Here is a 22,571-nt window from a genome sequence, read left to right as displayed (position 1 = left end):
CGATATGGTCGCTCCTCATGAGAGCAGTCCGCCGGTTCACCGTCCGCGCGAGCCTGCCGGAGTCGCTCTCCGGCCTCGGTGACCTCGCCACGAATCTGCGCTGGACCTGGCATCCGCCGACCCGCGACCTGTTCGCGTCGATGGACGCGGAGCTGTTCAACCGCGTCCGGGACCCCCTTCGGATGCTCACCGCGCTGCCCCCGGCCCGGCTCGACGAGCTGGCCGTCGACGACGACTTCCTCGCCCGCGCGCGCGAAGCCGTCGCCGATCTGGAGCGCTACCTCGCCGAGCCGCGCTGGTACCAGAAGCAGGACGACCCCGATCTCCCGCCCGCCGTCGCGTACTTCTCGATGGAGTTCGGCGTCACCGAGGCGCTGCCGAACTACTCCGGCGGTCTGGGCGTGCTCGCAGGGGACCACCTCAAAGCGGCGTCGGACCTCGGCGTGCCGATGGTCGGCGTCGGGCTGCTCTACCGCGCCGGGTACTTCCGGCAGGCGCTGTCGCTCGACGGCTGGCAGGTCGAGCACTACCCGGTCATCGATCCCAACGCCTTCCCGCTGGAGCTGCTGACCGACGGCGGCGAGCCGGTGCTGGTGAAGGTCGCGATGCCCGCCGGGCGGACGCTGCACGCGCAGATCTGGAAGGCCCGCGTCGGCCGGATCCCGTTGCTGCTGCTGGACACCGACACCGAGGCCAACGACGAGGACCTGCGCGCCGTCACCGACAGGCTCTACGGCGGCGACGCCGACCACCGCATCCGCCAGGAGATCCTGTCCGGGATCGGCGGTTTCCGCGCGGTGCGGCGCTACTGCGAGCTGACCGGGCATCCGCAGCCGAAGGTGTTCCACACGAACGAAGGCCACGCCGGTTTCCTCGGACTGGAACGCGCCCGCGAGATCATCCAGGCCGACGGGCTGGCGTTCGACGAGGCGTTGCCCGCCGTCCGCGCCGGGACCGTGTTCACCACGCACACGCCGGTCAGCGCCGGGATCGACCGGTTCCCCGTCGACCTGGTCCAGCGGTACTTCACCGACGGCAGGCTGGTCCCGGACGTCGACCCGCGCCGGGTGCTCGCGCTCGGCGCGGAGGACAACCCCGGCCTGTTCAACATGGCGCACATGGGACTGCGGCTCGCGCAGCGCGCGAACGGCGTCTCGGCGCTGCACGGCCGGGTGTCGCGGCGGATGTTCTCCCGGCTGTGGCCCGGGTTCGACTTCGACGAGGTGCCCGTCTCCTCGGTCACCAACGGCGTCCACGGGCCCACCTGGGTGGCGCGCGAACTGAGTGCGCTGCTCGGGCGCAACCACGAGGAACTGGGCCTCGACGGCACCCAGGGCAGGCCGCTGCGGGACGGCGTCAGCGACGAGCAGCTGTGGGGGCTGCGGCGGGAACTGCGGGAGAAGCTGGTCGCCGAGGTGCGGCGGCGGGTGCGGGCCGCGTGGATGCAGCGCGGCGCGTCCGCGCTCGAACTCGGCTGGACCGACACGGTCTTCGACCCCGACGTGCTGACCGTCGGCTTCGCGCGCCGCGTGCCGACCTACAAGCGGCTCACGCTGATGCTGCGCGACCCGGACCGCCTGCGCGCGCTGCTGCTGGACGAGCGGCGCCCGATCCAGCTCGTCGTCGCGGGCAAGTCGCATCCGGCGGACGAGGGCGGCAAGCAGCTGATCCAGCAGATCGTCCGGTTCGTCGACGATCCCGAGGTCCGGCGCCGGATCGTCTTCCTGCCGGATTACGACATGTCCATGGCGCGCTACCTCTACCGCGGCTGCGACGTCTGGCTGAACACTCCGGTGCGGCAGCTGGAAGCGTGCGGGACCTCGGGCATGAAGTCCGCGCTCAACGGCGGCCTCAACCTCTCCATCCGCGACGGCTGGTGGGACGAGTGCTACGACGGCAGCAACGGCTGGGCGATCCCGACCGCGGACGGCGTCACCGACCCGCTGCGCCGTGACGAACTGGAGGCCGCGGCGCTCTACGACCTGCTGGGCCACCAGATCGCGCCGCTGTTCTACGACCGCGACGCCGAGGGCGTGCCCGGCGGCTGGCTGTCGATGGTGTGGCACACGCTGGAGACCCTCGGGCCGCGCGTGCAGGCCGCGCGCATGGTGCGGGAGTACGTCGAATCGGGCTACCTGCCCGCCTCGCGGATGGTCGCGGAGGCGACGGGAGACGGGTACCGCGGCGCGCTTTCGCTGGCCGACTACCGGACCAAACTGGACGTTTCCTGGCCACGGGTGCGGATCTTCGACACCGAACTGCTCGTCGAAGACGCCGCGCCGATGGTCACCGGCACCGAGGTGACCATCCGGGCGCGGATCGACCTCGCCGGCCTCGAACCGTCCGAAGTGGACGTCCAGGCCGTCGTCGGGAAGGTGGGCGACGGGGACGAGCTGAGCGATCCCGTCACCGTCCCGATGTCCGGTGACGGGATCGGCGCGTTCGCGGCACGGCTGAAGCTGCCGCACCCGGGCTCGATCGGCTACACCGTCCGAGTGCTGCCGAAACACCGCCTGCTGGCCACCCCGGCGGAACTCGCCAGGGTGGTCCACGCGTAAATCCCTGCCACCGGCGTTTGTCAAGCCGGTGCCGAACAAAGGAAATCCCTGATCTTCGATTTCCTCCGAACAATGATGGACAAGCAGGTGAAATACACTTTGCCGGGCCGATCCTGAAATACGGAGGAATGGTGGCTTCGGCGAAGGAAACGAAAGCGTCGCGCAGGGCCAAGGACCGGCTGCACCATATCCACGCCCGAGCCGGGATCCAACAGGACGGGCTGCGCCGTGCCCTGGGGCCGGAATTGCGTGCCATCTGGGGGATCGCGGAGGACGCCGAACCCGGCCGGGTGCGCGAGATCGTCCTTTTACGGCTGAATCGCGTTCTCGAGCGATTCGCCGATCCGCTCATGCCCGAGATCGTCTGGACCGCCTACAACCTCGGCGTCGATCCGGTGAACGGCGGGGCGGGCATGGTCGGCCGGATCAGGACCATGGTCGGCCGCGGCCGGGTGGCGGTTTCCGAACGGACCTGCACCCGGCGGTTCTACGACTTCCTGGGGAGCGTCAAGAACAGTCTGGACGGCTTCCAGGAAGACCTCACCGGCGAAGACTTCCGGCTCGCCTCGCGGTGGATCGACGGCAACGTCCGCCCGGAGCGGGAGGACCCCGCCGGCGGGCTGCGCGAACCCGTCCCCTCGGTCATGCGGATGTTCCTCGACGGCACGGTGTGGGGCCCGGCGGACGAGGCGGGCGCGCCGCTCCCCGCCCGGCTCGGCACGCACGGCGACTGGCTCTGCGTCTTCACCGACGAGCGCCTGCTGGCCGAGTACCGCGCGGTCACCGGCGCGGGCTGGGTGCGGGTCCGTCACCGGACCGGCCGCGAGGTCGTGCTCGCGGCCGCCGGGCGTGACGTGGCGACGGGTGTCCTGGTCAACCCCCGGCCGGTGCGCGGCGCCGGGATCCACGCGGCCCTTCCGCTTTCGCCGGACTCGATCGCCCGGCTGGCCGTCCGGCGGTAGGCGTCACGGGACGGCGGGGGTGCCGCCCTCCCGGACCGGAAGGCCAGCCGAACGCCAGGCGCGGAACCCGCCTTCGAGGTCGGTCGCGCCCGGCAGGCCGAGCCGCCGCAGGTCGGCGGCGGCCAGGCTCGACGAATACCCCTCGTTGCACACGACGATCACGGTCGAGTCCGGTCGCACCTCCGGCAGTCGCCATTCGCTGTCCGGCGCGAGCCGCCACTCGAGGTGGATCCGCTCGACGACCACCGAACCGGGGATCTCGCCCTCTTCGAGCCGGTTGACGTGCGGGCGGATGTCCACGATCAGGGCACCGTCGCGCTGCAGCCGTTGTGCCTGCCCGGGCTCCGCCCGGTCCAGTCCGGACCGGGCGGTGGCCAGCAGGTCGTCGATCGCGCTCATCGGCCCAGTATCGGGGCCAGCGAGGGGATCTCGGCGGGGACTTCGGCGAGCGTGCCGTATTCGCGGGTCGCGACCAGCGGCGGCGAGTAGGCGTGGACGCTGGCGGCGGGCTCGGTGCCGATGCCGGTCACCTGGTGCGCGCGCCCCGCGCCGAAGCCGATGCCCTCGCCCGCGACGTGCGTGCGGCGCCGGACCGGGCCGCCGGGGTAGCGGTACTCCTCGCCGAGTTCGCCCTGCAGCACGGTGAACGAGCCGGACGCGCCACCGTGGTCGTGCGGTTTGGTCTGCTGGCCGGGCAGCCAGGACAGCAGCCACAGTTCGACGCCGTCGGTCAGCGCGAGCCGCGCCCACCAGCGGTGGTCCTCGTCGAAGCGCAGCAGGCCGCGCAGGCCCGCGGTCAGTTCGGTGGTGACGGTGGAGGTCAGGTCTGCCAGCTCCCGCGGCGTCCAGAGCAGGCGCTCGGGGTGCAGCAGCTCCGGGAGCAGCGGGTCGATCAGCTGCGGATGGATCTCGAAGTCCTGGCGGGACGAGACGGACGTGGTCAATTCGGGGCTCCTCGTGAAGGATCGCGTGCTCGGGAACAGGGCCGAACGCGGCGCGACACGGGGCCGGGGAAAGAGCGGGACTCAGCCGTGTCGCGCGGTGGTACACCCGGACGAGGCGACGAGGAGCAGGTCGATGGTGCGACGGCGCCAGAAAGAGCCCCCGATGACGGGGAAGGCGGCGGCCACGGACCTGATCACGTCTTCGATGCTGCCACAGCCCGCGCTCCGGCGGTTACTCCGGAGAGCTCCGTCCCACTCCCTGGACCAGCCGCTTTCTCCCGACCGGCGGCCCGGTGCACACGCGCGCGCGTGTGCGGACACAATGGGCTCGTGAGCGAGCCGATCCAGCCCAGCGAACTTGACGACCTCGTGGTGAGGATGACCGGTGTCGGGGTCCGCCGAACAGGCAACGACCTCCTCGCCGACCTCGACTGGAGCGTGGAACTGGACGAGCGCTGGGTGGTGCTCGGCCCGAACGGCGCGGGCAAGACCACCCTGCTCCGGCTGGCCGCGGCCGAACTCCACCCGACCTCGGGAACGGTCGACCTGCTCGGCGACCGGATCGGCAAGGTCAACATCTTCGAACTGCGCCCGCGGATCGGGTTCACCTCCGCCGCGATCGCCCAGCGGGTGCCGGGCGAGGAGCGCGTCGTCGACGTCGTGGTGAGCGCCGGGTACGCCGTCGTCGGCCGCTGGCGTGAGGAATACGACAGTCTCGACACCGACCGCGCCCGCGAACTGCTGGCCGCGCTGGGCATCCCGCACCTGGCCGAGCGCACCTTCGGCACGCTTTCCGAAGGCGAGCGCAAGCGGACCCTGATCGCGCGGTCGCTGATGACCGACCCGGAGATGCTGCTGCTCGACGAGCCCGCCGCCGGACTCGACCTCGGCGGCCGCGAGGACCTGGTCGCGCGCCTGTCCGAGCTGGCCCTCGACCCGGAGGCCCCGGCGATGGTGCTCGTCACCCATCACGTGGAAGAAATCCCGCCGGGCTTCACCCACGCGCTGCTGCTGCGTGACGGCCGCGCGGTCGCTTCCGGCCTCGTCGACGACGTCGTGACCAGCGACAACCTGTCCAAGACGTTCGACCAGGACCTCCTGCTCGAACGGTCCGGTGATCGCTTCTTCGCCCGTCGCCGCTGAGACTTCTGGGGGACGACCCATGGGAGGGAAGGGCTGCCCCCGAAGAGGTCGTACTGACCGGTAGCCTGCAATCTGTCTTGGACGGTTAAGGAGGACGGCGTGGGAGAGTTCGTAAGCCTGGAGGTCGAAGGCGGGGTCGGCACGATCCGGCTGGACCGCCCGCCGGTCAACGCGCTGAACAACCAGGTGCAGGCCGAGCTCGCCGAGGCGGCCCGCGAGGCCTCCGAGCGCGACGACGTGCGCGCCGTGATCCTGTACGGCGGCGAGAAGACCTTCGCGGGTGGCGCGGACATCAAGGAGATGGCCGAGCGCACCTACCCCGAGATCGCGAAGTTCGGCGCGGCGTTGACGGCGTCGCTGGCCACCATCGCGAACATCCCGAAGCCGGTCGTCGCGGCCATCACCGGCTACGCGCTGGGCGGCGGCCTCGAACTCGCGCTGACCGCGGACCGCCGGATCGCCGGCGACAACGTCAAGGTCGGCCAGCCGGAGATCCAGCTCGGCGTCATCCCCGGAGCCGGTGGCACGCAGCGCCTCGCGCGGCTCATCGGCCCGAGCAAGACCAAGGACCTCGTGTTCACCGGCCGGTTCGTGAAGGCCGAAGAGGCGCTGGCGCTGGGCATCCTCGACGAGGTCGTCGCGCCGGACGACGTCTACGCAGCCGCGCACAAGTGGGCCGCCCAGTTCGCGAACGGCCCGGCCGTGGCGTTGCGCGCCGCGAAGGCCGCGATCGACGGCGGTCTCGACACCGACCTCGCGAGCGGCCTCAAGCTCGAATCCCACCTCTTCGCCGCGCTGTGGGCGACCGAGGACCAGCGCAACGGCATGAAGTCGTTCATCGAGAACGGCCCTGGCAAGGCCACCTTCGAGGGGAAGTAAGCACGTGACCCAGGTGAACGACCCGGCGCCGAACCCGCACGCCACCGCCGAAGAGGTCAAGGCCGCCTTCGCCGACCCCAAGCTCGCCAACGTGCTCTACCACGACTGGGAAGCCGGGACCTACGACGAGAAGTGGTCCATCTCCTACGACGAGCGCTGCATCTCCTACGCGACCGACGTGTTCAACGCCGTCGCCGGTGACGACGACGGCCAGCCGTACCCGACCGCGATGGAACTGGGCAGCGGCACCGGTTTCTTCCTGCTGAACCTGATGCAGGGCGGCGTGATCAAGAAGGGGTCGGTCACCGACCTCTCGCCCGGCATGGTCCAGGTCGCGCTGCGCAACGCCGAGAACCTCGGCCTCGACGTCGACGGCCGGGTCGCCGACGCGGAGCGCATCCCCTACGAGGACAACAGTTTCGACCTCGTCGTCGGGCACGCGGTGCTGCACCACATCCCGGACGTCCGCGCGGCGTTCGCCGAGGTGCTGCGGGTGCTCAAGCCGGGCGGCCGGTTCGTCTTCGCGGGCGAGCCGACGAAGGTCGGCGACCTCTACGCGCGCAAGCTCGGCCAGTTCACGTGGTACCTCACCACCAACCTGACCAAGCTCCCGGTGCTCAACGGCTGGCGCCGCCCCCAGGAGGAACTCGACGAGTCCTCCCGCGCGGCCGCGCTGGAGGCCGTGGTCGACATCCACACGTTCGATCCGTCGGAACTCGAGCTGATGGCTCGCGGTGCCGGGGCGCAGGACGTCCGCGCGGTCACCGAGGAGTTCGCCGCCGCGCTCGCGGGCTGGCCGATCCGGACCTTCGAAGCCGCCGTGCCGCAGGAGAAACTGACCCTGCGCTGGCGTCTGTTCGCGTACCGGCTGTGGCTGCGGCTGTCCGCTTTGGACAAGAAGCTGCTCGCCAAGGTGCTGCCGCGTGAGCTGTTCTACAACGTGATGATCACCGGTACCAAGCGTTCCTAGGTGCCTTACGCGTTCACTCTCGACGACGTCGCCTTCCTGCGCTCCGGCGCGGGAAGCGCGGCGCTCGCGGAATGCTCGTCCCTGCCGCTGACCGACAAGACGCGCATCGCCGACGTCGCCGCCGTGCGCCGGATCGCCCCGGAGCACGCGGCCGCGGTGCTGGAAACGGTGGTGCTGCGGCGGAAGTCGTCGTCCAAACTGGACTCCGCGGGCTCGTGGCTGTTCACCGGTGACGCCCTCCAGCAGGCCAGTGCCACCGCGGTCGCCCGGCACCGGGCCTCGCGGCTGACGGGCCGGGACGTCCACGACGTGACGTGTTCCGTCGGCGCGGACCTGATCGAGATCGCCCGCGTCGCCTCCCGTTCGCTGGGCTCGGATCTGGACGAGGTCCGGCTGGCGATGGCGCGGCACAATTCACTCGAGGCCGGTGTCGCGCCGGTGCTGGTGCGGGCGGACGCGTTGCGGCCGGTCAGCCGGTCTTCGGTCGTCGTCGCCGATCCCGCCCGCCGCGACTCGGCCGGACGGCGTGCGTGGAAACCCGCGGACTTCCTGCCGCCGCTGGACGGCCTGGTCGAGGCGTACGCGAGCCGCGAGCTGTCGGTCAAATGCGCGCCGGGCCTCGATTTCTCCATCGCGCCGTGGGCGGACGAGGTCGAACTGGTCTCTTTGGACGGTCAGGTCCGCGAGGCGTGCCTGTGGCGCGGAGTGGGCTCCACCGTGTCCCGGCGCGCGACGGTGTTGCGTTCGGACGGTACACAGTGGACGGTCACCGACGCCGATTCCGATGAGATCCCCGTGCGCGAGCCGGGTGAATGGATCATCGATCCCGACGGCGCCGTCGTGCGGGCCGGGCTGGTGCGGCATTACGCCGCGCGGCACGGTCTTTGGCAGCTCGACGAGCGCATCGCGTACCTGACCGGAGACGTCCCGCCGCCGGGAATCCGGGCGTTCCGGGTGTTCGAGTACGGACCGTACAGTGAGAAGAATCTTCGTGTACTGCTGAAAAAACACGATATCGGACGGTTGGAGATCCTCGTCCGCGGTCTCGACATAGATCCGGATGCCTTGCGGCGCAAGCTGAAACCGCGCGGTGGTGAAGAAGCTACTTTGGTACTGACCAGAATCGGCCGTTCTGGAGTAGCGTTCCTGTGCCGCGCACAGCTGACGTGAGGAGTATTTCGTGAGCCGATTCACCGGTCTGCTGAAACTGGCCGCCGCCGCGGCCGCCGGAGCCGTCCTCGCGGGCGGTGCCACCGCCGTCGCGAACCAGGACGACGCCGACTGGCGTCGAGGCCACGAGCCCGCCAACATCGGCCAGGTCAAACTGGACGTCAAGGCCTATTACGGAGACGTCGTCGGCCCCGACGGCAAACACGGCTACTCGGAGAACAGCCGGTTCGTCTCCGACACCAAACGCCAGGTCTCGGACGCCAAGCGCTACCTCACGCGGCGGCTGGACCGCGGCGTCAAGAACCCCGCCGTCGTGTTCGATGTGGACGACACCGCCGAGGTCACCTACGGCTGGGAGGTCGACAACGACTTCGGCTTCGACCCGGTGAAGCAGCAGGAAGCGATCGACAAGGGCACGTTCGTCGCGAACAAGCCGGTGCTGGAACTGGCGAACTGGGCGGCGCAGCACGGGGTCAAGGTCTACTTCCTGACCGGCCGCAACGAGTTCCAGGGCCCGCAGTCGCTCAAGAACCTCGCGAACGAGGGCTACCCGGCCCCGGCGGGCGCGTTCTTCAAGCCGAAGACCACCGCGCCCGCGTACCTGCCGTGCGGGCTCACCTGCACCACCGTCCAGTACAAGGCGGGCACGCGGAAGCACATCGCCTCGACCGGCGCGACCATCCTCGCCAACTTCGGCGACCAGTTCAGCGACCTCGAAGGCGGCTACGCGGAGTTCCCGGTCAAGCTGCCGAACCCGATGTACTACCTGCCCTGAGGGGAATATCCGCGGCCGCGGCGTTGCTGTGCCCGGTATCGGAAACCCCCGAGGGAGCTGATCCATGCCTGACAAGAAGGTGCTGAAGCCCAGCGCGTCCCACCCGATCACGGTGGCGCCGAACAAGGGACGCGTGGTCGTCACGGTCGGCGGGAAGGTCGTGGCGGACAGCGCGAACGCGCTCACGCTGCAGGAGGCGAACTACCCGCCGGCGCAGTACATCCCGCGTGCCGACGTCGACTTCGACGTGCTGGAACGGACGGACCATTCGACGTACTGCCCGTTCAAGGGCGACGCGTCCTACTACAGCATCCGCACCGGCGACGGCGTCGCCGAGAACGCCGTCTGGACCTACGAGGCGCCGCACGACGCTGTCGCCGAGATCAAGGACCACGTCGCGTTCTACCCGTCGAAGGTGGACGCGATCGACGAGCGCTGACCCCGCTTACGCGTGCTATGAAAGGCCCGTTACTTGCAAATTTTGCAAGTAACGGGCCTTTCATAGCACGCGAGAGGGGTTCTTTCAGGTCACTGGGTGGTGGTTGATCCGGTCGGCGTCCGCGGCGAGTGAGGTGTCGGGTTCGATCCGCCAGACCTCCAGGCCGGGCGCCTTGAGGAGCGCGTCGATCAGGCCCTCCTCGCCCGCGACGAGGGTCGAATCGAAGTCGATCTCGGTGGCCACGCACCACGCGCGGTCGTCCGGCCAGAACAGGTTGGGGGACTGCGCCTCGAACCAGTTCGGCCGCGGCCTCCAACCGAGTTCCGTCGCCGAGGTCAGCGGTCCGCCGAACACCAGGTAGTCGCGGCCGGGATGCCGCAGGCGCGGGGCGTCGAGGTGCTCGCGGGACAACGTCGCCTCGTCGGCCCAGCCGTAACCGTCCCAAAGACAGAACCAGGTCTCCGAAGTGGAGGTGTGGTCGCCGAGGACGGCCAGCAGTGCGGTGAGGCTGTGCGACGGCAGAGTGCCGCGTCCCGGCGGGGAGCCCCGCCAGAGCGAGCCGGTGAGGTTCACCGGATCCGGGGAGCCGACGAGCGTGTGCCACTGCATGGCGCCATGGGCGCGCCGTCCCGTTTCGGCCGCCGCTTCGCGCCAGCTCGCCCAGCCGCCGCGGTCGCGTTCGGCGGGGTGGCAGATCCGGGCGTAGGCGGCGTACCCGTGCGGGACCGTGCGGCAGGCCGCGCCGAAGGTCCCACCGAGTCTGGGGGAGATCCACTCGGCGGGGGACGGGTCGAGCACCGGCCGCAGCACGCTGGCAGTCTTCATCAAGATCAAATGGAGCGCATCTTGTCGGCGGGCGGGGGCATACTGCCGGACGTGGGTGTTCCGCTGCGTCGGCGATCGGGCCGTTCGGTGTACCGCGAAACCACGCCGGCCGCGGCGGTGGCAAGCGTGGTCGAGAGTGCTTGGACGGGCCGGGTGGGCAGCAGCCGCCCGCTGCGGGTGTTCCCGGACGGCTGTGTGGACCTCGTCTGGGACGGACGCGCGCTCGTTGCGGTCACCTCGGTCCGCGGGGTGCTGCGGCATGACCTGCCCGCGGTGGACTGGACAGTCGGGCTCCGCCTGCGGTGCGGCGTCGGCGGCGCGGTACTCGGCCTGCCGATGACGGACCTGACGGCGAACGCCACCCCGTTACGCGAACTGTGGGCGGCGAGGGCCCGCCGCGCGGAATCCAGGCTGGCCGAATGCGCGACGCCCGCCGAGGCGCGCTCGGTGCTGGAGGCACTGGTCGCCGAACGGCTTCGGGACGCCGAACCGGACTGGCTGTCGATCGAGGCCGCCCGCGCGCTGCGTGCGCCCGGCGCTCGTGCCGACAGGGTGGCGGCGGAGCTGGGCGTCAGCGAGCGCGGGCTGCGGCGGCACGTGCGGCACGAAGTCGGAGTCGGTCCCAAGGAGCTGCAGCGGGTGCTGAGGTTCCACCGGTTCCTCAAGCGGATCGAGGGCGTGGCGCGAGAACATGCGTCACTCGCCGATGTCGCAGCCGACGTGGGGTACGCGGATCAGTCCCATCTCGGCCGGGAGTGCCGTCGGTTGTCGGGCGCCTCGCCCGGCGCGCTCGTGCGGTCTTGGGCTGGCCGAAACGTTCCAGACTGAGGCGGCCTGCCGAGGTGAGGATCGGGGAGTGCCCGAACCCTTTCGCGTCACCATCGACATCCGCACCCGACGATCTCGACCTCAACGGCCACGTCCGCGGCCCCGCCTACCTCGCGTACGCCGATCACGCCCGCTGGGAATGCGTGTGGGCCGCCGGAGTGGATCCGCTGGCACTCCGGGCCGGGAACCTCGGCCCGGTCAACCTCGAAACGACGATCCGGTTCCGCCGCGAGCTGCGGGCCCGTGCGCGGATCGACGTCCTGACCCGGTTCTCCTGGGAGCCGGGCAAGGTGTCACGGGTCGTCCAGGAGTTCGTGACGCCGGACGGTGCCGTGGTGGCCGAGGTGGAGAGTCTTTCCGGACTGCTGGATCTCGAACTGCGGCGCCTGGTCCCGGATCCCGGACGGCACTGGCGGAAGTACGCCGCGCGGCCGGAGATCCTGGGGTTGGCATGATCAGATGCCCGGCAACCTGCTGGTGGACGGCGACCGGCTTCCGCGGTGATCGACTTCGGCTGCCTGGGTGTGGGCGATCCGGCCTGTGCTGGGCGTGGACGACGCGGCCTGGAGCCGCAGCCGCGGAAGGACACTTTCCCAGGCGCTGATCGCACTGCCCCACTATCGCAAGACCAAGTCGGCGATGACGGATAACGCGCGGCACGTGATCCAGGAGCTGACTGTTCGGCCTATGTCCTGAGGTGCATGGTGTTGCGTCGGGGTTGGCCGGTGGGGTCGAGGTAGGCGGGTGCGGTGAATTCGGGGAGTCCGTCTTGGGCGATCTGGACTTTCCATTGGCTGTGGTGGATGAGCCGGTGGTGTTTGGTGCAGAGCAGGACGAGGTTGTCGATTTTGGTTTCGCCGTGGTGTCGCCAGAAAACAATATGGTGAGCCGTACAGCGGGGCACGGGCATGTCGCATCCTGGGAAGGCGCACCCGCCGTCGCGGATGGTGAGTGCGTATTTCTGTGCCAGTGACACGGTGCGTTTGGAGCGGCCTATATCCAAGGGTTCCCCTGCTGTGCCGAGAACACCGGGCCGGACGCGGGCATCACAGGCGAGGATGCGGGCGTCGGTGGCGCTGATCGGCCCGACCAGATCGAGGTGAGCCTCGCCGATGTCCCGGATCAGGTCCTCGTAAGACATGGTGACGAGGATGTGGGTGGCTTCCCCTGCTTGGCCGGGGAGGTTGCGGCTGGTGGTCTTCAACCGCACATAGTCGGTGAAGGCATCCCCGTAGCGTTCGTCCTGAGTGCGGGAGTCGCGGACTCCGTCGATGGCCTTGTGCGGTTTGGCCATCGGGTCCAGGTCGGACTTCAACCGTGCGTAGGTCTCCAGATCGAGCGTGCCTTTGAGGCCGAGGGTGCCGTTGCGGTGCTTGACGAACCGCAGCTCCGGTCGGGTGTCTTTGGGGTTCTCGTCGCGGGGTTCTTTCCCATCGGGATCGAGCTTGTCCAGGAGTCTCCGTCCAGCTTGGGCGATCGTGTGAGGCCCGGCGTGCCGGGCCAGATCCACAAGGATTTTCTCCCCGCCTCGCACGTCTTCTTCCGGGACGAAAGACGGGATGCGGGCGAGAGTGCGGATGATCGCGTCGATCTGCGAACCACCGATCGCACCCTCACGGGCGGCATCAGCCGTCAGGGGAGCGAGAGGCGGCACCCGATCACCACCCACCGCCACACCCGCATGCAACGCAAGCACCCGGTCAGCGCGGGCATCGGCTTCCTTGGCAGTGACGTGGAAGTCCTCGAAAATCATCGCCGACAACGTCGCATGACCCGAACACCCACGAACCCCGCGGATATTGATTTCCGCGAGAATCGCGTTCTGCTCAGCATCCAATTGCCGCTTCAGAACTTCGAGTTCCTGTTTACGGGCATGCAGCACAGCGGTATCGACACGCCACCACTCGGCGGGTGTCGTCTGGGATGCATCGTCGCTGGCCACGGGATCGACATTACCTGCAGTCGAACACCTGTGCTATAGCATGTTTATGTGACACGGCTTCACTCGATAGGGAGTGAGAATACGTGGCGAAGCGCCTTTAGGGACGCTTAGGAAGAAGGTAGGTGCAAGACGAGTCGACCTTGTGCTAGCCTCGTTCCCGAGCCCCGTATGGGCCTACGCATGGAGGTAGCGGCTACTCAGCCACCAGAGGTCGGCACACACCGTCTCTCGCATTCACTCATCCCCGCTTCGTGGGATGACGCCTCCATGCGGTGTGCTCGAAAACCCCTGTGTACCAGTGGGTTGCTGTCGTCGTGCCTTCTTCCGGTGGTGGTTCCGCGCCCTCCTGTCGACACAACGACGGGAAAGGACCGCATTGACCGGCTTCAACGACCAGGTGATCGAGGAATTCAGGCGTAACAAGGGAAAGCTCGGCGGCATGTTCGAGGGGTGGGAGCTGATCCTGCTCACCACCATCGGCGCCAAGAGCGGTAAGCGGCGGACGAATCCGTTGGGGTACCTCGAAATCGACGGCAAGACCGTCGTTGTCGCTTCGAACATGGGGGCGCCGAGGCATCCGGGCTGGTACTACAACCTTCGGCACGACCATCGGGTCACGATCGAGACGGGGACCGAGAGCTACGAGGCGATCGCGGCCGTTCCGCCGCCGGTGGAGCGCGACGCGTTGTTCGCGAAGGTCGTCGCCGAGGATCCGGGATTCGCCGAGTACCAGGCGAAAACGACGCGGGAGCTGCCCGTGGTGATCCTGCACCGGATCGACGACAGGGTGCGGGGGATGGGGGACTTCGTAGTGGAAGTCCACGACTGGCTCCGGGAGGAGCTCAAGACGTTGCGGGCCGGGGTCGACGACATCGTCGCGGGGCGCGCGGATTCGCTCACTATGGAGAAATCCCTGCGGGCGCACTGTGTTTCGTTCTGCGAGGCGCTGACCAAGCATCACACCGGGGAAGACCTGGGTGCGTTTCCCCTGTTGGCGCAACGGTTTCCCGCGCTCGCGCCCGCGTTGACGAAGCTCGGGGAGGATCACGTCGTCGTCGCGGCGTTGCAGAAGCGGATCCGGGACCTCGTCGAGGGTTACGTCCACGGCGAGAGCGATCCGGTCCGGTTGCGTGACGACTTCGACGCGCTCGCGGGCAAGCTCGAAGCACATTTCGCCTACGAGGAGCGAACCGTCGTCGCCGCGCTCAACGTGACGGCTCCGGCGCCGGCCTTCGGCTGATCGGGGTGGACGCCCTGGGGTTTCGGCCCCAGGGCGTGTATCCTCGGGGGTGGCGGCGCTCTCTCAGCGTGACGCCGATCTCAGTGCGAGCCGGGCGGAATTAGCCCCTGGCCTCGCCGCAGACCGCGAACGAGCGGTCCCTTTCGAAAGGTTTCATCGTCAAAACTCACAGCACGGACAGTGCGCTGTTCAGCCACCCGCTCGACCCTCAGGACGAGCGCTACGACCCCGCGACCCCGCAGGGTGACCGATACGTGGATCTTTTTCGCGAACCCTCTTACCCCACACCGGAACCTTCCGCCGACGCCCTTCGTTGACGAAGCGGTCCAACGTTTTGGGTGTCGTGTTGTCCAAGCACGCTCGCGCAGAATTCGTCGCGGGCATTGCCTTTCGTGCGCCGCGTCTTCATCAGGCCATCGACAAGAAACGGCGACATGACCTCAGTTCTAAGACCCCCGGACAGCGAAGAGCGGCAGATACCGCAACCCCTGTTGTCCGGGGAGCAGTCCAACACCGAAAACCTTCTCGTCAAGTTGTTCGCGGTGGTGCCCCTGCTGGCCTTGGCCGCTTCCGTCCCCTTCGCGTGGGGCTGGGGCCTCGGCTGGGTGGACCTCGGCCTGGCCGTCGGGTTCTACTTCCTGACCGGCCTCGGCGTGACCATCGGCTTTCATCGTTACTTCACCCACGGAGCCTTCAAGGCCAACCGCGGCCTGCGGATCGCGCTCGCGGTCACCGGCAGCATGGCGATGCAGGGCCCCGTCATCGGCTGGGTGGCCGATCACCGGCGCCACCACGCCTTCGCCGACCGTGAAGGCGACCCGCACTCCCCGTGGCTGTTCGGCACCGGCCCGGCCGCGCTGGCCCGCGGCTTCTGGCACGCCCACATGGGCTGGCTGTTCGATCGCGAGAAGACCAACGCGCAGCGGTTCGCCCCGGACCTGCTCGCCGACCGTGACATCGCCCGCGTCGATCGCCTGTTCCCGCTGCTCACCGTCGTGACGCTGCTCGCGCCCGCCGTGCTCGGCGGTCTGATCACGATGTCCTGGTGGGGCGCGCTGACCGCGTTCTTCTGGGCGAGCCTCGTCCGCGTCGCCTTGCTGCACCACGTCACCTGGTCGGTGAACTCGCTCTGTCACCTGATCGGCGACCGCCCGTTCGCCGCGCGCGACAAATCCGCCAACTTCTGGCCGCTCGCCATCGCTTCGATGGGCGAGTCCTGGCACAACTCCCACCACGCCGACCCGACCGGCGCCCGGCACGGCGTCCGCCGCGGCCAGCTCGACATCTCCGCGCGGCTGATCTGGCTGTTCGAGAAGGTGGGCTGGGCGACAGACGTCCGTTGGCCGAAGGCCGACAGGCTCGGCCGCAAGCTCAACCCCGGCCACTCCCTGTCACTACGACGGAGCAGCTGAGCCGGTCAGTCCACGATGGCGCCGACCAGCTCCGGCCCGGCTGAGAACGCCGGGTCGTTGTGGTCGGCGCCGGGGACCTCGATCGTCCTGGCACTGGCCGCCCGGGCCACTTCTCGGCTCTGCTCGGCTGGGACGACGGAGTCCGAGGACCCATAGACGACGGTGACCGGGGCTTTCACGCGCGCGACGTTGCCCCGCGTCGGGAACTCGTCCCGCAGCAGCCACCGGACCGGCAGGAACGGGTAGAGCCGCTGTCCGACCGACGCGAGGTCGACGAACGGCGAACGCAACACGAGCGCCGACGGCGGATGCTCGGTGGCCAGTTCGGTGACGACGGCCGAGCCGAGGCTTTCGCCGAAGTACACCAGCGGCACCCCGGCCTCTCGGATCAGGAAGTCCCGTGCGGCGCGGGCGTCCAGCGCGAGCCCCGCTTCGGAGGGGTCACCGGGGTTGCCCCCGTAGCCGCGGTACTCCAGGAGCAGCACCGAGAGCCCGCGTGCGGTCAGTGCGCGGGCCAGCGGCGCGCGGGACGACCTGTTCCCGGCGTTGCCCGGTGCGACGAGCACGGCCGCCTTCGCGCCGGCGACCGGGAAGTACCAGCTCGCGAGGCCCAGTCCGTCCGAGGTGGTGAGCGTGACGTCCCTGCCACCGGGCACGACGTCGGCGGCACCGGTCGGCGGACCTCCCTCGGGGAGGTAGATCAGCTTGCGCTGGAAGGCGAACGCGCCACCGAAGACCACCCCGACGAGGGTGACGGCCACCGCCAGCGCGGTCAACACCTTCTTGCGCATGCCCCCATCATGCTCATCCCGCGTCCGGTTTGCCGTGTTCGGTGATCGCCCCGGTCACCACGGCGACCACGACGCACAACGCGATGACGACCTCGGCCCACAGGAAGGCCGTGTAGTCCAGCAGTGAGCCGATCGGTGGCGAACCCGGGGCGAGATTGCGGAATCCGGCGAGCGCGAACAGCGTCGCCGCCATGAACCCGAACGACGGCCAGACCAGGCCCCGCCGTCGCGCGATCAGATGCCGCGCGCCGAAGAACACCGCGATGGCCAGACCCCACATGGTGATCATCATGAAGAGGGCGAAGACCAGTACGCTGGTGGACCGGCTGAACCGGACGTCGAGGCCGCCTTGGTCGTCTGAGGCGCGATAGTCCTTGACGGAGAAGGAGAACAGACTGTCCACTTTGTCCAGTGTGAACAGCACGGGCGCGGGTTCCCCGTTGTGGGCGGCCGCGAACTCGATCCGCGCCTCGTAGCCGTCGAAGGGATAGTCGGTGACGGCTCCGCCGGTCAGCGCGATCGGGAGATCGAGGCTGGAGATCCGCTGGTGCGCGGGGAAGACGTGGTCGCCGCGGAGGCTGGAGGAGTTCAGCAGCCGCAGCTCGCCGGTCGGCGCGACGCCGTCGTCCTCACCGAACCGGCCGAGCGGGACGACCAGCACGCGCAGCACGGCCTCCCGCGCGGCGGCGTCCACCTTCAGTACGGAGGCGTTGACCTCGATCCGGTCCGGGTCGTGCGAGCCGACCCAGTGCCCGGTGTCGCCCGCGGTCCGGTCCGCGGCGTGCAGCCACAGGCCGAGTCCGGCGGCGATCGCCACGCCCAGCACGGTGGCGACGGCCTTGACCACCGGATTGATCTTTCGCATGGCGGCCATCGTGGCAGCCCGGGGCCGGTTCGGCCGCCGTTGTCATGCTGAGGGGTGATGTCGTCGCTCGTGCCTTACTTGGCGCGAAGCGCGGTGAGGGCCGGGGTGAACATCGTCGTCTTGATCGCGGACAGCGTGCCGCGGTCCTTTCCGGCGAGCGGGCGGACGAGGTCGGCCGCGTACTCCAGCAGCGAGGACTTCTCGGCGACGGCGTCCACGAGTCCCAGGTCCCGCGCGTCCGTGCCGCCGAAGCGCCGTCCGGTGGTCATCGACGCGATGGCGGCCGAGGGGGTGAGCTTGCCCTGGATGAGCCCGGCCATCCCGGGGGTGAACGGGATGTTGATGTCGGCTTCGGGGAAACAGAAGTACCCGCGATCGGCCCGCATCACCCGGAAGTCGTGCGCCATCGCGAACATCGCCCCGGCGCCGAAGGCGTGCCCGTTGATCGCGGCGACCGTGTGCACGCCGAGGGTGAGCACGCGGGCGAGCAGTTCGTGGACGTCGGCGACGTACTGCGCGGCCTGGGCGGGGTTGTTGGTGATCCAGTCGAGGTCGAGGCCGTTCGAGTAGAACTTCCCGGAGCCGACCGTGACCAGTACCGCGGGATCCGGATAGGCGACGACGGTGTCCAGCTGGGAATGCACGGTTTCCAGCCAGGCAGGGGAGAAGCGGTTCTCGTCGTCTCCGAGGTCCAGCAGGAACACCGGCGCGTCGTGACGCAGAGTCGGCATGGTCAGTCCTTTCGTGGGGGTGGGAGCAGGAGTATGGCGTGGACCGCGGCGGCGAGCCGGACCCGGGAGTCTTCGGGGATCGGCTCGCCCGCGGTGAACGCGCGGCGGAACAGGGCCGTCGGCAGATCGACCACACAGGTCGTGAGTACCTCGACGGCTTGTGAGTCACACCTGTCCCAAAGCCTCTCGGCGAGCCCGACCAGGAGCGTGACCAGCCGTTTGTCGAGCGCCAGAAGGCGGCCGGCGAGGTCTTCGGGGACCTGCGGGCCGAGCAGGTGTTCCTTCTTGACGGTGAGGAGCAGGCGGGCCGCGTCCATCCTCCGGACGGCGAACGCGGCCGGCGTGTCCGCCGCGGCCACGACCGCCGATACCGGGTCTTCCGCCTGGGCGGCCCGTTCGGTCTGGAGGTCGAGGAAGTCGCTCGCCGCGCGAAGCCAGACGCGGGCCAGAAGCGCGCCGACCGAGCCGAAAGCGTGGTAGATCGTGCCGTTGGGGACTCCCGCGGCGGCCGCGAGGGACCGGACGGTGACGCCCCGGACGCCGACCTCGACGACGAGGCGCTCGGCTGTGTCGAGCAGCCTGTCCAGGTCGTGCACGCGGGGGCGGGCCATCGGGCGAGAGTAACAGAGCGCTTGCTCTAAAACGGTGCCGGGTGCGCCTTCACGAGGTTGTGACGTGGTTCACGCGCGGTGCTGTCACATCGGTCCGGTGGGCGGGGTCAACCCGGCGAACCACCGAGAACCCGAGGAGAAACCGAAATGACCACCGCTTACGTCATCGTCACCGCCGTCGGAGCGTTCATGGCCGCCTTCTCGGCCGCCTCGATCTTCTTCCGTGCCAAGTGGGTCGTGCAGCCGCTGGCCGACTACGGCGTTCCGCACGGCTGGTGGAACCTGCTCGGCCTCGCCAAGGCCGCGGGCGCGCTCGGCCTGATCGCCGGCCTGTGGGTGCCGGCGATCGGCGTCGCGGCCGGGATCGGCCTGGTGCTCTACTTCGCCGGCGCCGTGATCACCGTGCTCCGCGCGCACTGGCCCTCGCACGTCGCGTTCCCGCTGATGTACCTGGCGCCTGTCGCGGCCTCGCTGGTGCTCGGATTCGCCGCCTGAGGTCAGGAGTCCGGGGTCCACACCGCGAGTTCGGAGCCACCGGGCTCGCGGAAGTGGAATCGGCGCCCACCGGGGAACGAGAACGGCTCCACCGTGACGATCCCGCCCGCGGCCTCGACGGAACCCCTCGCCTGGTCGAGGTCGTCGGTGCGGATCGTCACCAGCGGCGCGGCCGTCTGCTGCGCGGTGTCCTGCTGGAAACCGAACGAGACCACGCCCCCGTTCTGGACGTCGGTGTACTTCGGGCCGTACGGCGTCGCCGTCCAGCCGAAGGCCTTCTCGAAGAACTGGCTCGAGCCCGCCGCCGAGCTCGACGGGAACTCGACGAAGTCGATTTCGTACATGGGCCGGAAGGTACTCCAGCCCACCGACAGAAACTCCTCAGACGCTGCGCAGGACCGAGACCACGACGCCCAGCACGGCCGCGCGATCCCCGTCGATGACGTCGTAGGCGGGGTTGCGCGGTTCGAGGTACACGTGGCCGTCGCGGCGGCGGTACACCTTGACCGTGGCCTCCTCGTCGATCATCGCGGCGACGATCTGGCCCGAGTGCGCCTCCTGCTGCTGCTTCACCACGACGATGTCGCCGTCGCAGATCGCCGCGTCGATCATCGAGTCACCGCGCACGCGCAGCCCGAAGACGTTGCCCCGCCCGGTGAGTTCACGCGGAAGGGTCATCACGTCGTCGACGTGCTCGACGGCCGAGATCGGCGTTCCCGCGGCGATGTCGCCGACGACGGGAACCGGCACGGAGTCCTCTGTGGATTCCCGCGACGTGGTGCCGTGCAGGAAGGCGCGGACGTCGATGGGGCGGGAGATCGAGCTGCTGCGGCGGAGGAAACCCTTCTCCTCCAAGGCCGCCAGATGCTTCGACACCGAGGACGTCGAGCGCAGGCCGACCGCTTCGCCGATCTCACGCGTGCTCGGCGAGTACCCGTGCTCCACCACCCATTCGCGGATGGTCAGCAGAATCTTCTGCTGACGCTCCGGCAGGGAAGCGGCTTCCTCGAACACGTCAAGATCGTGGTAGGCGGTCATCAGCGGAATGGTAGTTCGTGCAGGCCGCCGCGATCGCCGCGGTGTCCCAGTAGAACGGCCGCACCTCGGCGATGCGCCCGTCTTCGACGGTGATCGTCTGCAGGATCGGGAAGTCCAGCTCGCGGCCGGTGGTCCTGGCGCGGACGTGCACGTGGGTCAGGACGACCAGCGGACTGGTCTCGCTCAGGAAGCTCTGCTCCAGCATGTCGAAAACGTCCCAGGTGGCGCCCATCGCGAGGAAGAACCGCTCCATCCCCTCGTGGCCGCGCCAGATTCCGCCGTACGGCAGGCCGTCGGCCTGATGCAGCACCACATCGGGGGAGAAGAACGGCGCGAGCGGCGCGAAGGTCGCCTTGCCGGGACCTCCCGCGGCGAAGTAGCCGGCTTCCGCCGCGTACATGCCTTTGAGTACGGACAGGGCGTCCGTTGTCGATGTCACGACGACCACTGTGGTCCGGCGGGCCCGCGGGCGCTGGCGGATATCCGCCGTGAAGATCGGCCGGATGGCCGTCCCGGCGGGACCGAAAGTCCGATCCCGTGCGCGCTGCGGCGAGGTTGACTCGATCGTATGAACACGAAGATCACGGCGGCGGTACTGGCCGCGGCGACTGCGACGGTCGCCCTGACCGGATGCGGTCTCAAAGAAGGTTTGACCGAGAAGGCGAACGGCCACGTCAAGACGGTCGGCTACCCGAACGGCGTGGAAGGCAAGCGGGACAAGGACGCGCGGGTGCCGGACTGGGTGCCGGACCGGGCGATGTCGATCACGGAGGTCATCCGGACCACGGGATCGGAGCGGATCCTGCGCTTCGTCGGCGGGGAACTGCCTTCGACCTGCGTGCCGGGGCCGGCGGCGACGCAGGCGGCCACGCTCGCCGCCCCGTGGTGGCCGCAGGGGCAGGAGAGCAGGACCGACAAGGTCTGCGGGGAATGGCACGTGCTCGTCCAGGATGGCGACGTCTACGCCTTCAAGCCGGAGACGCTCGTGAACACGAGGTCTTGAGCTACTCCTCGGTCGCGAGCGCGGCGGTGCAGGCGGCGAGATCGTTCAGCAGCCGGTCCTGATGAGCGGCCGAAAACGGTTCGAGCATCCGTTTCTCCACTACGCGCACGGCGATGCTGGCCACGTGGAGCTGCGCGCGTCCGGCGGGGGTGAGCGTGCTCGGCAGAGCGCGGCCCTGGGGCGCGGTCGGTGGCCGGGTGACCAGCCCGCGGTCCTGGAGCCCGCGCAGCACCAGGTTCATCGACTGCCGGGTGACGAACACGGCTCGCGCCAGTTCCGCGTTGGACAGTCCCGGTCGTTGCGAGAGCACTTCGAGGCAGGAGTACTGCGGCACGGTGAGATCGAGAGGGCGCAGAGCGGTGTCCATGGCCGTGCGAAGCGCCGTCGCCGCTCGTTTCAGCATGTATCCGACCGCTCGGTCCAGCGGTCCGACCTGCTCTGCCTGGTCAACCTCTCCTTGATCAGCCTCTCCTTGATCAACTCCGCCTTGACTCATGTCAGCATCATGACATACATTTCGGATGTCAACACACTGACATCGAGGGAGACGACAATGACCGTGACCGGACCCGATTTCCTTTCACTGCAAGTACGCGATCTCGACCGGGCGGCCGAGTTCTACGAGAACCGGCTCGGCCTGCGCAGGCTGCCCGTCGCGCCGCCTCACGCGGTGGTGTTCGGCACCGGGACGATCCCGTTCGCGGTGCGGGAACCCGTGCCGGGGATGGATCTGGACGCCGTGTCCCCGGGGCCGGGATCAGGGGTGGCGCTGTGGCTTCACGCCGACGACGCGCAGCCGCTGCACGACCGGCTGGCCGCGGCGGGCACCCCCATCGTCACGGAGCCGTTCGACGGGCCGTTCGGCCGTACGTTCGCCTTCTCGGACCCGGACGGTTACGTCATCACGATCCACGACAAGGCCTGACCGCGCCTGCCCGAGCAGCGCGAGG

26 protein-coding genes and 1 pseudogene are annotated in these 22,571 nt (G+C 69.1%); 15 read left to right on the top strand and 12 right to left on the bottom strand.

The window, feature by feature from the left end; translation table 11 throughout:
- Positions 1–17 precede the first annotated feature (17 nt).
- Together glgP and ACLJPX_RS27965 are read left to right on the top strand one after the other, a co-directional pair.
- Positions 18–2,558 (top strand): alpha-glucan family phosphorylase, encoded by a 2,541-nt coding sequence (gene glgP / locus ACLJPX_RS27970; protein WP_410603127.1) that lies wholly within the window; start codon positions 18–20, stop codon positions 2,556–2,558.
- 128 nt (positions 2,559–2,686) lie between these two features.
- Positions 2,687–3,520, top strand: a complete 834-nt coding sequence (locus ACLJPX_RS27965; protein ID WP_410603125.1) for a hypothetical protein — start codon at positions 2,687–2,689, stop codon at positions 3,518–3,520.
- A gap of 3 nt (positions 3,521–3,523) precedes the next feature.
- On the opposite strand, the gene ACLJPX_RS27960 is transcribed toward ACLJPX_RS27965, so the two are convergent.
- Together ACLJPX_RS27960 and ACLJPX_RS27955 are read right to left on the bottom strand one after the other, a co-directional pair.
- Positions 3,524–3,919 carry a rhodanese-like domain-containing protein gene (locus ACLJPX_RS27960; RefSeq protein WP_410603123.1) on the bottom strand — a complete coding sequence of 132 codons (396 nt, stop codon included), beginning with the start codon at positions 3,917–3,919 and terminating at the stop codon, positions 3,524–3,526.
- Positions 3,916–4,464: a cysteine dioxygenase gene (locus ACLJPX_RS27955; protein ID WP_410603121.1), complete on the bottom strand. Its 549-nt coding sequence runs from the start codon at positions 4,462–4,464 to the stop codon at positions 3,916–3,918. Before ACLJPX_RS27955 ends, ACLJPX_RS27960 begins: the two co-directional genes overlap by 4 nt.
- Positions 4,465–4,794: 330 nt before the next feature.
- Here ACLJPX_RS27955 and ACLJPX_RS27950 point away from each other — a divergent pair, with 330 nt between their 5' ends.
- The 6 genes from ACLJPX_RS27950 (at position 4,795) to ACLJPX_RS27925 (ending at position 9,840) form a co-directional block, all read left to right on the top strand.
- Entirely contained in the window at positions 4,795–5,607 is an 813-nt protein-coding gene (locus ACLJPX_RS27950; protein WP_101610043.1) for an ABC transporter ATP-binding protein, read from the top strand.
- A 99-nt stretch (positions 5,608–5,706) separates the two neighbouring features.
- Entirely contained in the window at positions 5,707–6,486 is a 780-nt protein-coding gene (locus ACLJPX_RS27945; RefSeq protein ID WP_020630952.1) for an enoyl-CoA hydratase/isomerase family protein, read from the top strand.
- Positions 6,487–6,490: 4 nt separating this feature from the next.
- The gene (locus tag ACLJPX_RS27940; RefSeq protein WP_101610042.1) at positions 6,491–7,456 is read left to right on the top strand and encodes a class I SAM-dependent methyltransferase; all 966 of its coding nucleotides are present in this window, start codon (positions 6,491–6,493) and stop codon (positions 7,454–7,456) included.
- Positions 7,457–8,626 (top strand): THUMP-like domain-containing protein, encoded by a 1,170-nt coding sequence (locus tag ACLJPX_RS27935; RefSeq protein WP_410603118.1) that lies wholly within the window; start codon positions 7,457–7,459, stop codon positions 8,624–8,626.
- Positions 8,627–8,636: 10 nt separating this feature from the next.
- On the top strand, positions 8,637–9,401 hold the full coding sequence (locus ACLJPX_RS27930) for an HAD family acid phosphatase (RefSeq protein ID WP_101610040.1): 765 nt from the start codon (positions 8,637–8,639) through the stop codon (positions 9,399–9,401).
- 64 nt (positions 9,402–9,465) lie between these two features.
- Positions 9,466–9,840 (top strand): DUF427 domain-containing protein, encoded by a 375-nt coding sequence (locus ACLJPX_RS27925; RefSeq protein ID WP_410603116.1) that lies wholly within the window; start codon positions 9,466–9,468, stop codon positions 9,838–9,840.
- An 84-nt stretch (positions 9,841–9,924) separates the two neighbouring features.
- Here the strand turns inward: ACLJPX_RS27925 and ACLJPX_RS27920 are convergent, their stop codons facing one another.
- Positions 9,925–10,665 (bottom strand): hypothetical protein, encoded by a 741-nt coding sequence (locus ACLJPX_RS27920; RefSeq protein ID WP_410603114.1) that lies wholly within the window; start codon positions 10,663–10,665, stop codon positions 9,925–9,927.
- A gap of 51 nt (positions 10,666–10,716) precedes the next feature.
- Here ACLJPX_RS27920 and ACLJPX_RS27915 point away from each other — a divergent pair, with 51 nt between their 5' ends.
- The gene (locus ACLJPX_RS27915) at positions 10,717–11,493 is read left to right on the top strand and encodes a helix-turn-helix domain-containing protein (RefSeq protein ID WP_410603112.1); all 777 of its coding nucleotides are present in this window, start codon (positions 10,717–10,719) and stop codon (positions 11,491–11,493) included.
- 28 nt (positions 11,494–11,521) lie between these two features.
- A pseudogene (locus ACLJPX_RS27910) lies at positions 11,522–11,948 on the top strand (acyl-CoA thioesterase).
- A gap of 230 nt (positions 11,949–12,178) precedes the next feature.
- On the opposite strand, the gene ACLJPX_RS27905 reads toward ACLJPX_RS27910, so the two are convergent.
- A complete protein-coding gene (locus ACLJPX_RS27905; protein ID WP_410603110.1) occupies positions 12,179–13,435 on the bottom strand; it encodes a DUF222 domain-containing protein in 1,257 nt (418 codons plus the stop codon).
- A gap of 376 nt (positions 13,436–13,811) precedes the next feature.
- On the opposite strand from ACLJPX_RS27905, the gene ACLJPX_RS27900 reads away from it, so the two are divergent.
- Positions 13,812–14,675, top strand: coding sequence for a nitroreductase/quinone reductase family protein (locus tag ACLJPX_RS27900; protein WP_410603108.1), 864 nt, complete (start codon positions 13,812–13,814; stop codon positions 14,673–14,675).
- A gap of 434 nt (positions 14,676–15,109) precedes the next feature.
- Entirely contained in the window at positions 15,110–16,087 is a 978-nt protein-coding gene (locus ACLJPX_RS27895; protein WP_174720454.1) for an acyl-CoA desaturase, read from the top strand.
- A 5-nt stretch (positions 16,088–16,092) separates the two neighbouring features.
- Here the strand turns inward: ACLJPX_RS27895 and ACLJPX_RS27890 are convergent, their stop codons facing one another.
- The 4 genes from ACLJPX_RS27890 to ACLJPX_RS27875 form a co-directional block, all read right to left on the bottom strand.
- Positions 16,093–16,878 (bottom strand): alpha/beta hydrolase, encoded by a 786-nt coding sequence (locus ACLJPX_RS27890; RefSeq protein WP_410603105.1) that lies wholly within the window; start codon positions 16,876–16,878, stop codon positions 16,093–16,095.
- Between the two features lie 13 nt (positions 16,879–16,891).
- A complete protein-coding gene (locus tag ACLJPX_RS27885) occupies positions 16,892–17,743 on the bottom strand; it encodes a DUF4436 family protein (RefSeq protein ID WP_233222990.1) in 852 nt (283 codons plus the stop codon).
- Positions 17,744–17,817: 74 nt separating this feature from the next.
- The gene (locus ACLJPX_RS27880) at positions 17,818–18,474 is read right to left on the bottom strand and encodes an enoyl-CoA hydratase/isomerase family protein (RefSeq protein WP_410603103.1); all 657 of its coding nucleotides are present in this window, start codon (positions 18,472–18,474) and stop codon (positions 17,818–17,820) included.
- A 2-nt stretch (positions 18,475–18,476) separates the two neighbouring features.
- Entirely contained in the window at positions 18,477–19,085 is a 609-nt protein-coding gene (locus tag ACLJPX_RS27875; protein WP_410603101.1) for a TetR/AcrR family transcriptional regulator, read from the bottom strand.
- A 147-nt stretch (positions 19,086–19,232) separates the two neighbouring features.
- Here ACLJPX_RS27875 and ACLJPX_RS27870 point away from each other — a divergent pair, with 147 nt between their 5' ends.
- Positions 19,233–19,580 carry a DoxX family protein gene (locus ACLJPX_RS27870; protein ID WP_410603099.1) on the top strand — a complete coding sequence of 116 codons (348 nt, stop codon included), beginning with the start codon at positions 19,233–19,235 and terminating at the stop codon, positions 19,578–19,580.
- Positions 19,581–19,582: 2 nt separating this feature from the next.
- Here ACLJPX_RS27870 and ACLJPX_RS27865 read toward each other — a convergent pair whose 3' ends face one another.
- Genes ACLJPX_RS27865 through ACLJPX_RS27855 form a run of 3 tightly spaced genes read right to left on the bottom strand, consistent with a single transcriptional unit; the run spans position 19,583 to position 21,057 of the window.
- Positions 19,583–19,924: a VOC family protein gene (locus ACLJPX_RS27865; protein ID WP_101610030.1), complete on the bottom strand. Its 342-nt coding sequence runs from the start codon at positions 19,922–19,924 to the stop codon at positions 19,583–19,585.
- Positions 19,925–19,961: 37 nt separating this feature from the next.
- Positions 19,962–20,618 (bottom strand): transcriptional repressor LexA, encoded by a 657-nt coding sequence (gene lexA / locus ACLJPX_RS27860; RefSeq protein ID WP_039919936.1) that lies wholly within the window; start codon positions 20,616–20,618, stop codon positions 19,962–19,964.
- Entirely contained in the window at positions 20,596–21,057 is a 462-nt protein-coding gene (locus ACLJPX_RS27855; protein WP_410603097.1) for a nuclear transport factor 2 family protein, read from the bottom strand. The genes lexA and ACLJPX_RS27855 overlap by 23 nt, the downstream gene beginning before the upstream one ends.
- A 129-nt stretch (positions 21,058–21,186) precedes the next feature.
- Between ACLJPX_RS27855 and ACLJPX_RS27850 the strand changes: the two genes are divergently transcribed.
- A complete protein-coding gene (locus ACLJPX_RS27850) occupies positions 21,187–21,621 on the top strand; it encodes a hypothetical protein (protein ID WP_410603095.1) in 435 nt (144 codons plus the stop codon).
- Position 21,622: 1 nt separating this feature from the next.
- On the opposite strand, the gene ACLJPX_RS27845 is transcribed toward ACLJPX_RS27850, so the two are convergent.
- Positions 21,623–22,024 carry a MarR family winged helix-turn-helix transcriptional regulator gene (locus tag ACLJPX_RS27845; protein WP_410603093.1) on the bottom strand — a complete coding sequence of 134 codons (402 nt, stop codon included), beginning with the start codon at positions 22,022–22,024 and terminating at the stop codon, positions 21,623–21,625.
- 150 nt (positions 22,025–22,174) lie between these two features.
- On the opposite strand from ACLJPX_RS27845, the gene ACLJPX_RS27840 reads away from it, so the two are divergent.
- Positions 22,175–22,546: a VOC family protein gene (locus ACLJPX_RS27840; protein WP_410603091.1), complete on the top strand. Its 372-nt coding sequence runs from the start codon at positions 22,175–22,177 to the stop codon at positions 22,544–22,546.
- Positions 22,547–22,571: the final 25 nt, after the last annotated feature.

The sequence above is a fragment of the Amycolatopsis sp. lyj-90 genome (assembly GCF_046549035.1).
Classification (GTDB): Bacteria; Actinomycetota; Actinomycetes; order Mycobacteriales; family Pseudonocardiaceae; genus Amycolatopsis.
Note: the sequence above shows the minus strand (reverse complement) of the source record. Positions and strands in the feature narration are given on the sequence as shown.

Excerpts from the sequence above, each read along its gene's own strand:
- glgP (WP_410603127.1), top strand. The coding sequence starts at position 18 with ATGAGAGCAGTCCGCCGGTTCACCGTCCGCGCGAGCCTGCCGGAGTCG.
- ACLJPX_RS27965 (WP_410603125.1), top strand. The coding sequence starts at position 2,687 with ATGGTGGCTTCGGCGAAGGAAACGAAAGCGTCGCGCAGGGCCAAGGAC.
- ACLJPX_RS27960 (WP_410603123.1), bottom strand. The coding sequence starts at position 3,919 with ATGAGCGCGATCGACGACCTGCTGGCCACCGCCCGGTCCGGACTGGAC.
- ACLJPX_RS27925 (WP_410603116.1), top strand. The coding sequence starts at position 9,466 with ATGCCTGACAAGAAGGTGCTGAAGCCCAGCGCGTCCCACCCGATCACG.
- ACLJPX_RS27920 (WP_410603114.1), bottom strand. The coding sequence starts at position 10,665 with ATGAAGACTGCCAGCGTGCTGCGGCCGGTGCTCGACCCGTCCCCCGCC.
- ACLJPX_RS27895 (WP_174720454.1), top strand. The coding sequence starts at position 15,110 with ATGACCTCAGTTCTAAGACCCCCGGACAGCGAAGAGCGGCAGATACCG.
- ACLJPX_RS27890 (WP_410603105.1), bottom strand. The coding sequence starts at position 16,878 with ATGCGCAAGAAGGTGTTGACCGCGCTGGCGGTGGCCGTCACCCTCGTC.
- ACLJPX_RS27885 (WP_233222990.1), bottom strand. The coding sequence starts at position 17,743 with ATGCGAAAGATCAATCCGGTGGTCAAGGCCGTCGCCACCGTGCTGGGC.
- ACLJPX_RS27880 (WP_410603103.1), bottom strand. The coding sequence starts at position 18,474 with ATGCCGACTCTGCGTCACGACGCGCCGGTGTTCCTGCTGGACCTCGGA.
- ACLJPX_RS27875 (WP_410603101.1), bottom strand. The coding sequence starts at position 19,085 with ATGGCCCGCCCCCGCGTGCACGACCTGGACAGGCTGCTCGACACAGCC.
- ACLJPX_RS27870 (WP_410603099.1), top strand. The coding sequence starts at position 19,233 with ATGACCACCGCTTACGTCATCGTCACCGCCGTCGGAGCGTTCATGGCC.
- ACLJPX_RS27865 (WP_101610030.1), bottom strand. The coding sequence starts at position 19,924 with ATGTACGAAATCGACTTCGTCGAGTTCCCGTCGAGCTCGGCGGCGGGC.
- lexA (WP_039919936.1), bottom strand. The coding sequence starts at position 20,618 with ATGACCGCCTACCACGATCTTGACGTGTTCGAGGAAGCCGCTTCCCTG.
- ACLJPX_RS27850 (WP_410603095.1), top strand. The coding sequence starts at position 21,187 with ATGAACACGAAGATCACGGCGGCGGTACTGGCCGCGGCGACTGCGACG.
- ACLJPX_RS27845 (WP_410603093.1), bottom strand. The coding sequence starts at position 22,024 with ATGCTGAAACGAGCGGCGACGGCGCTTCGCACGGCCATGGACACCGCT.
- ACLJPX_RS27840 (WP_410603091.1), top strand. The coding sequence starts at position 22,175 with ATGACCGTGACCGGACCCGATTTCCTTTCACTGCAAGTACGCGATCTC.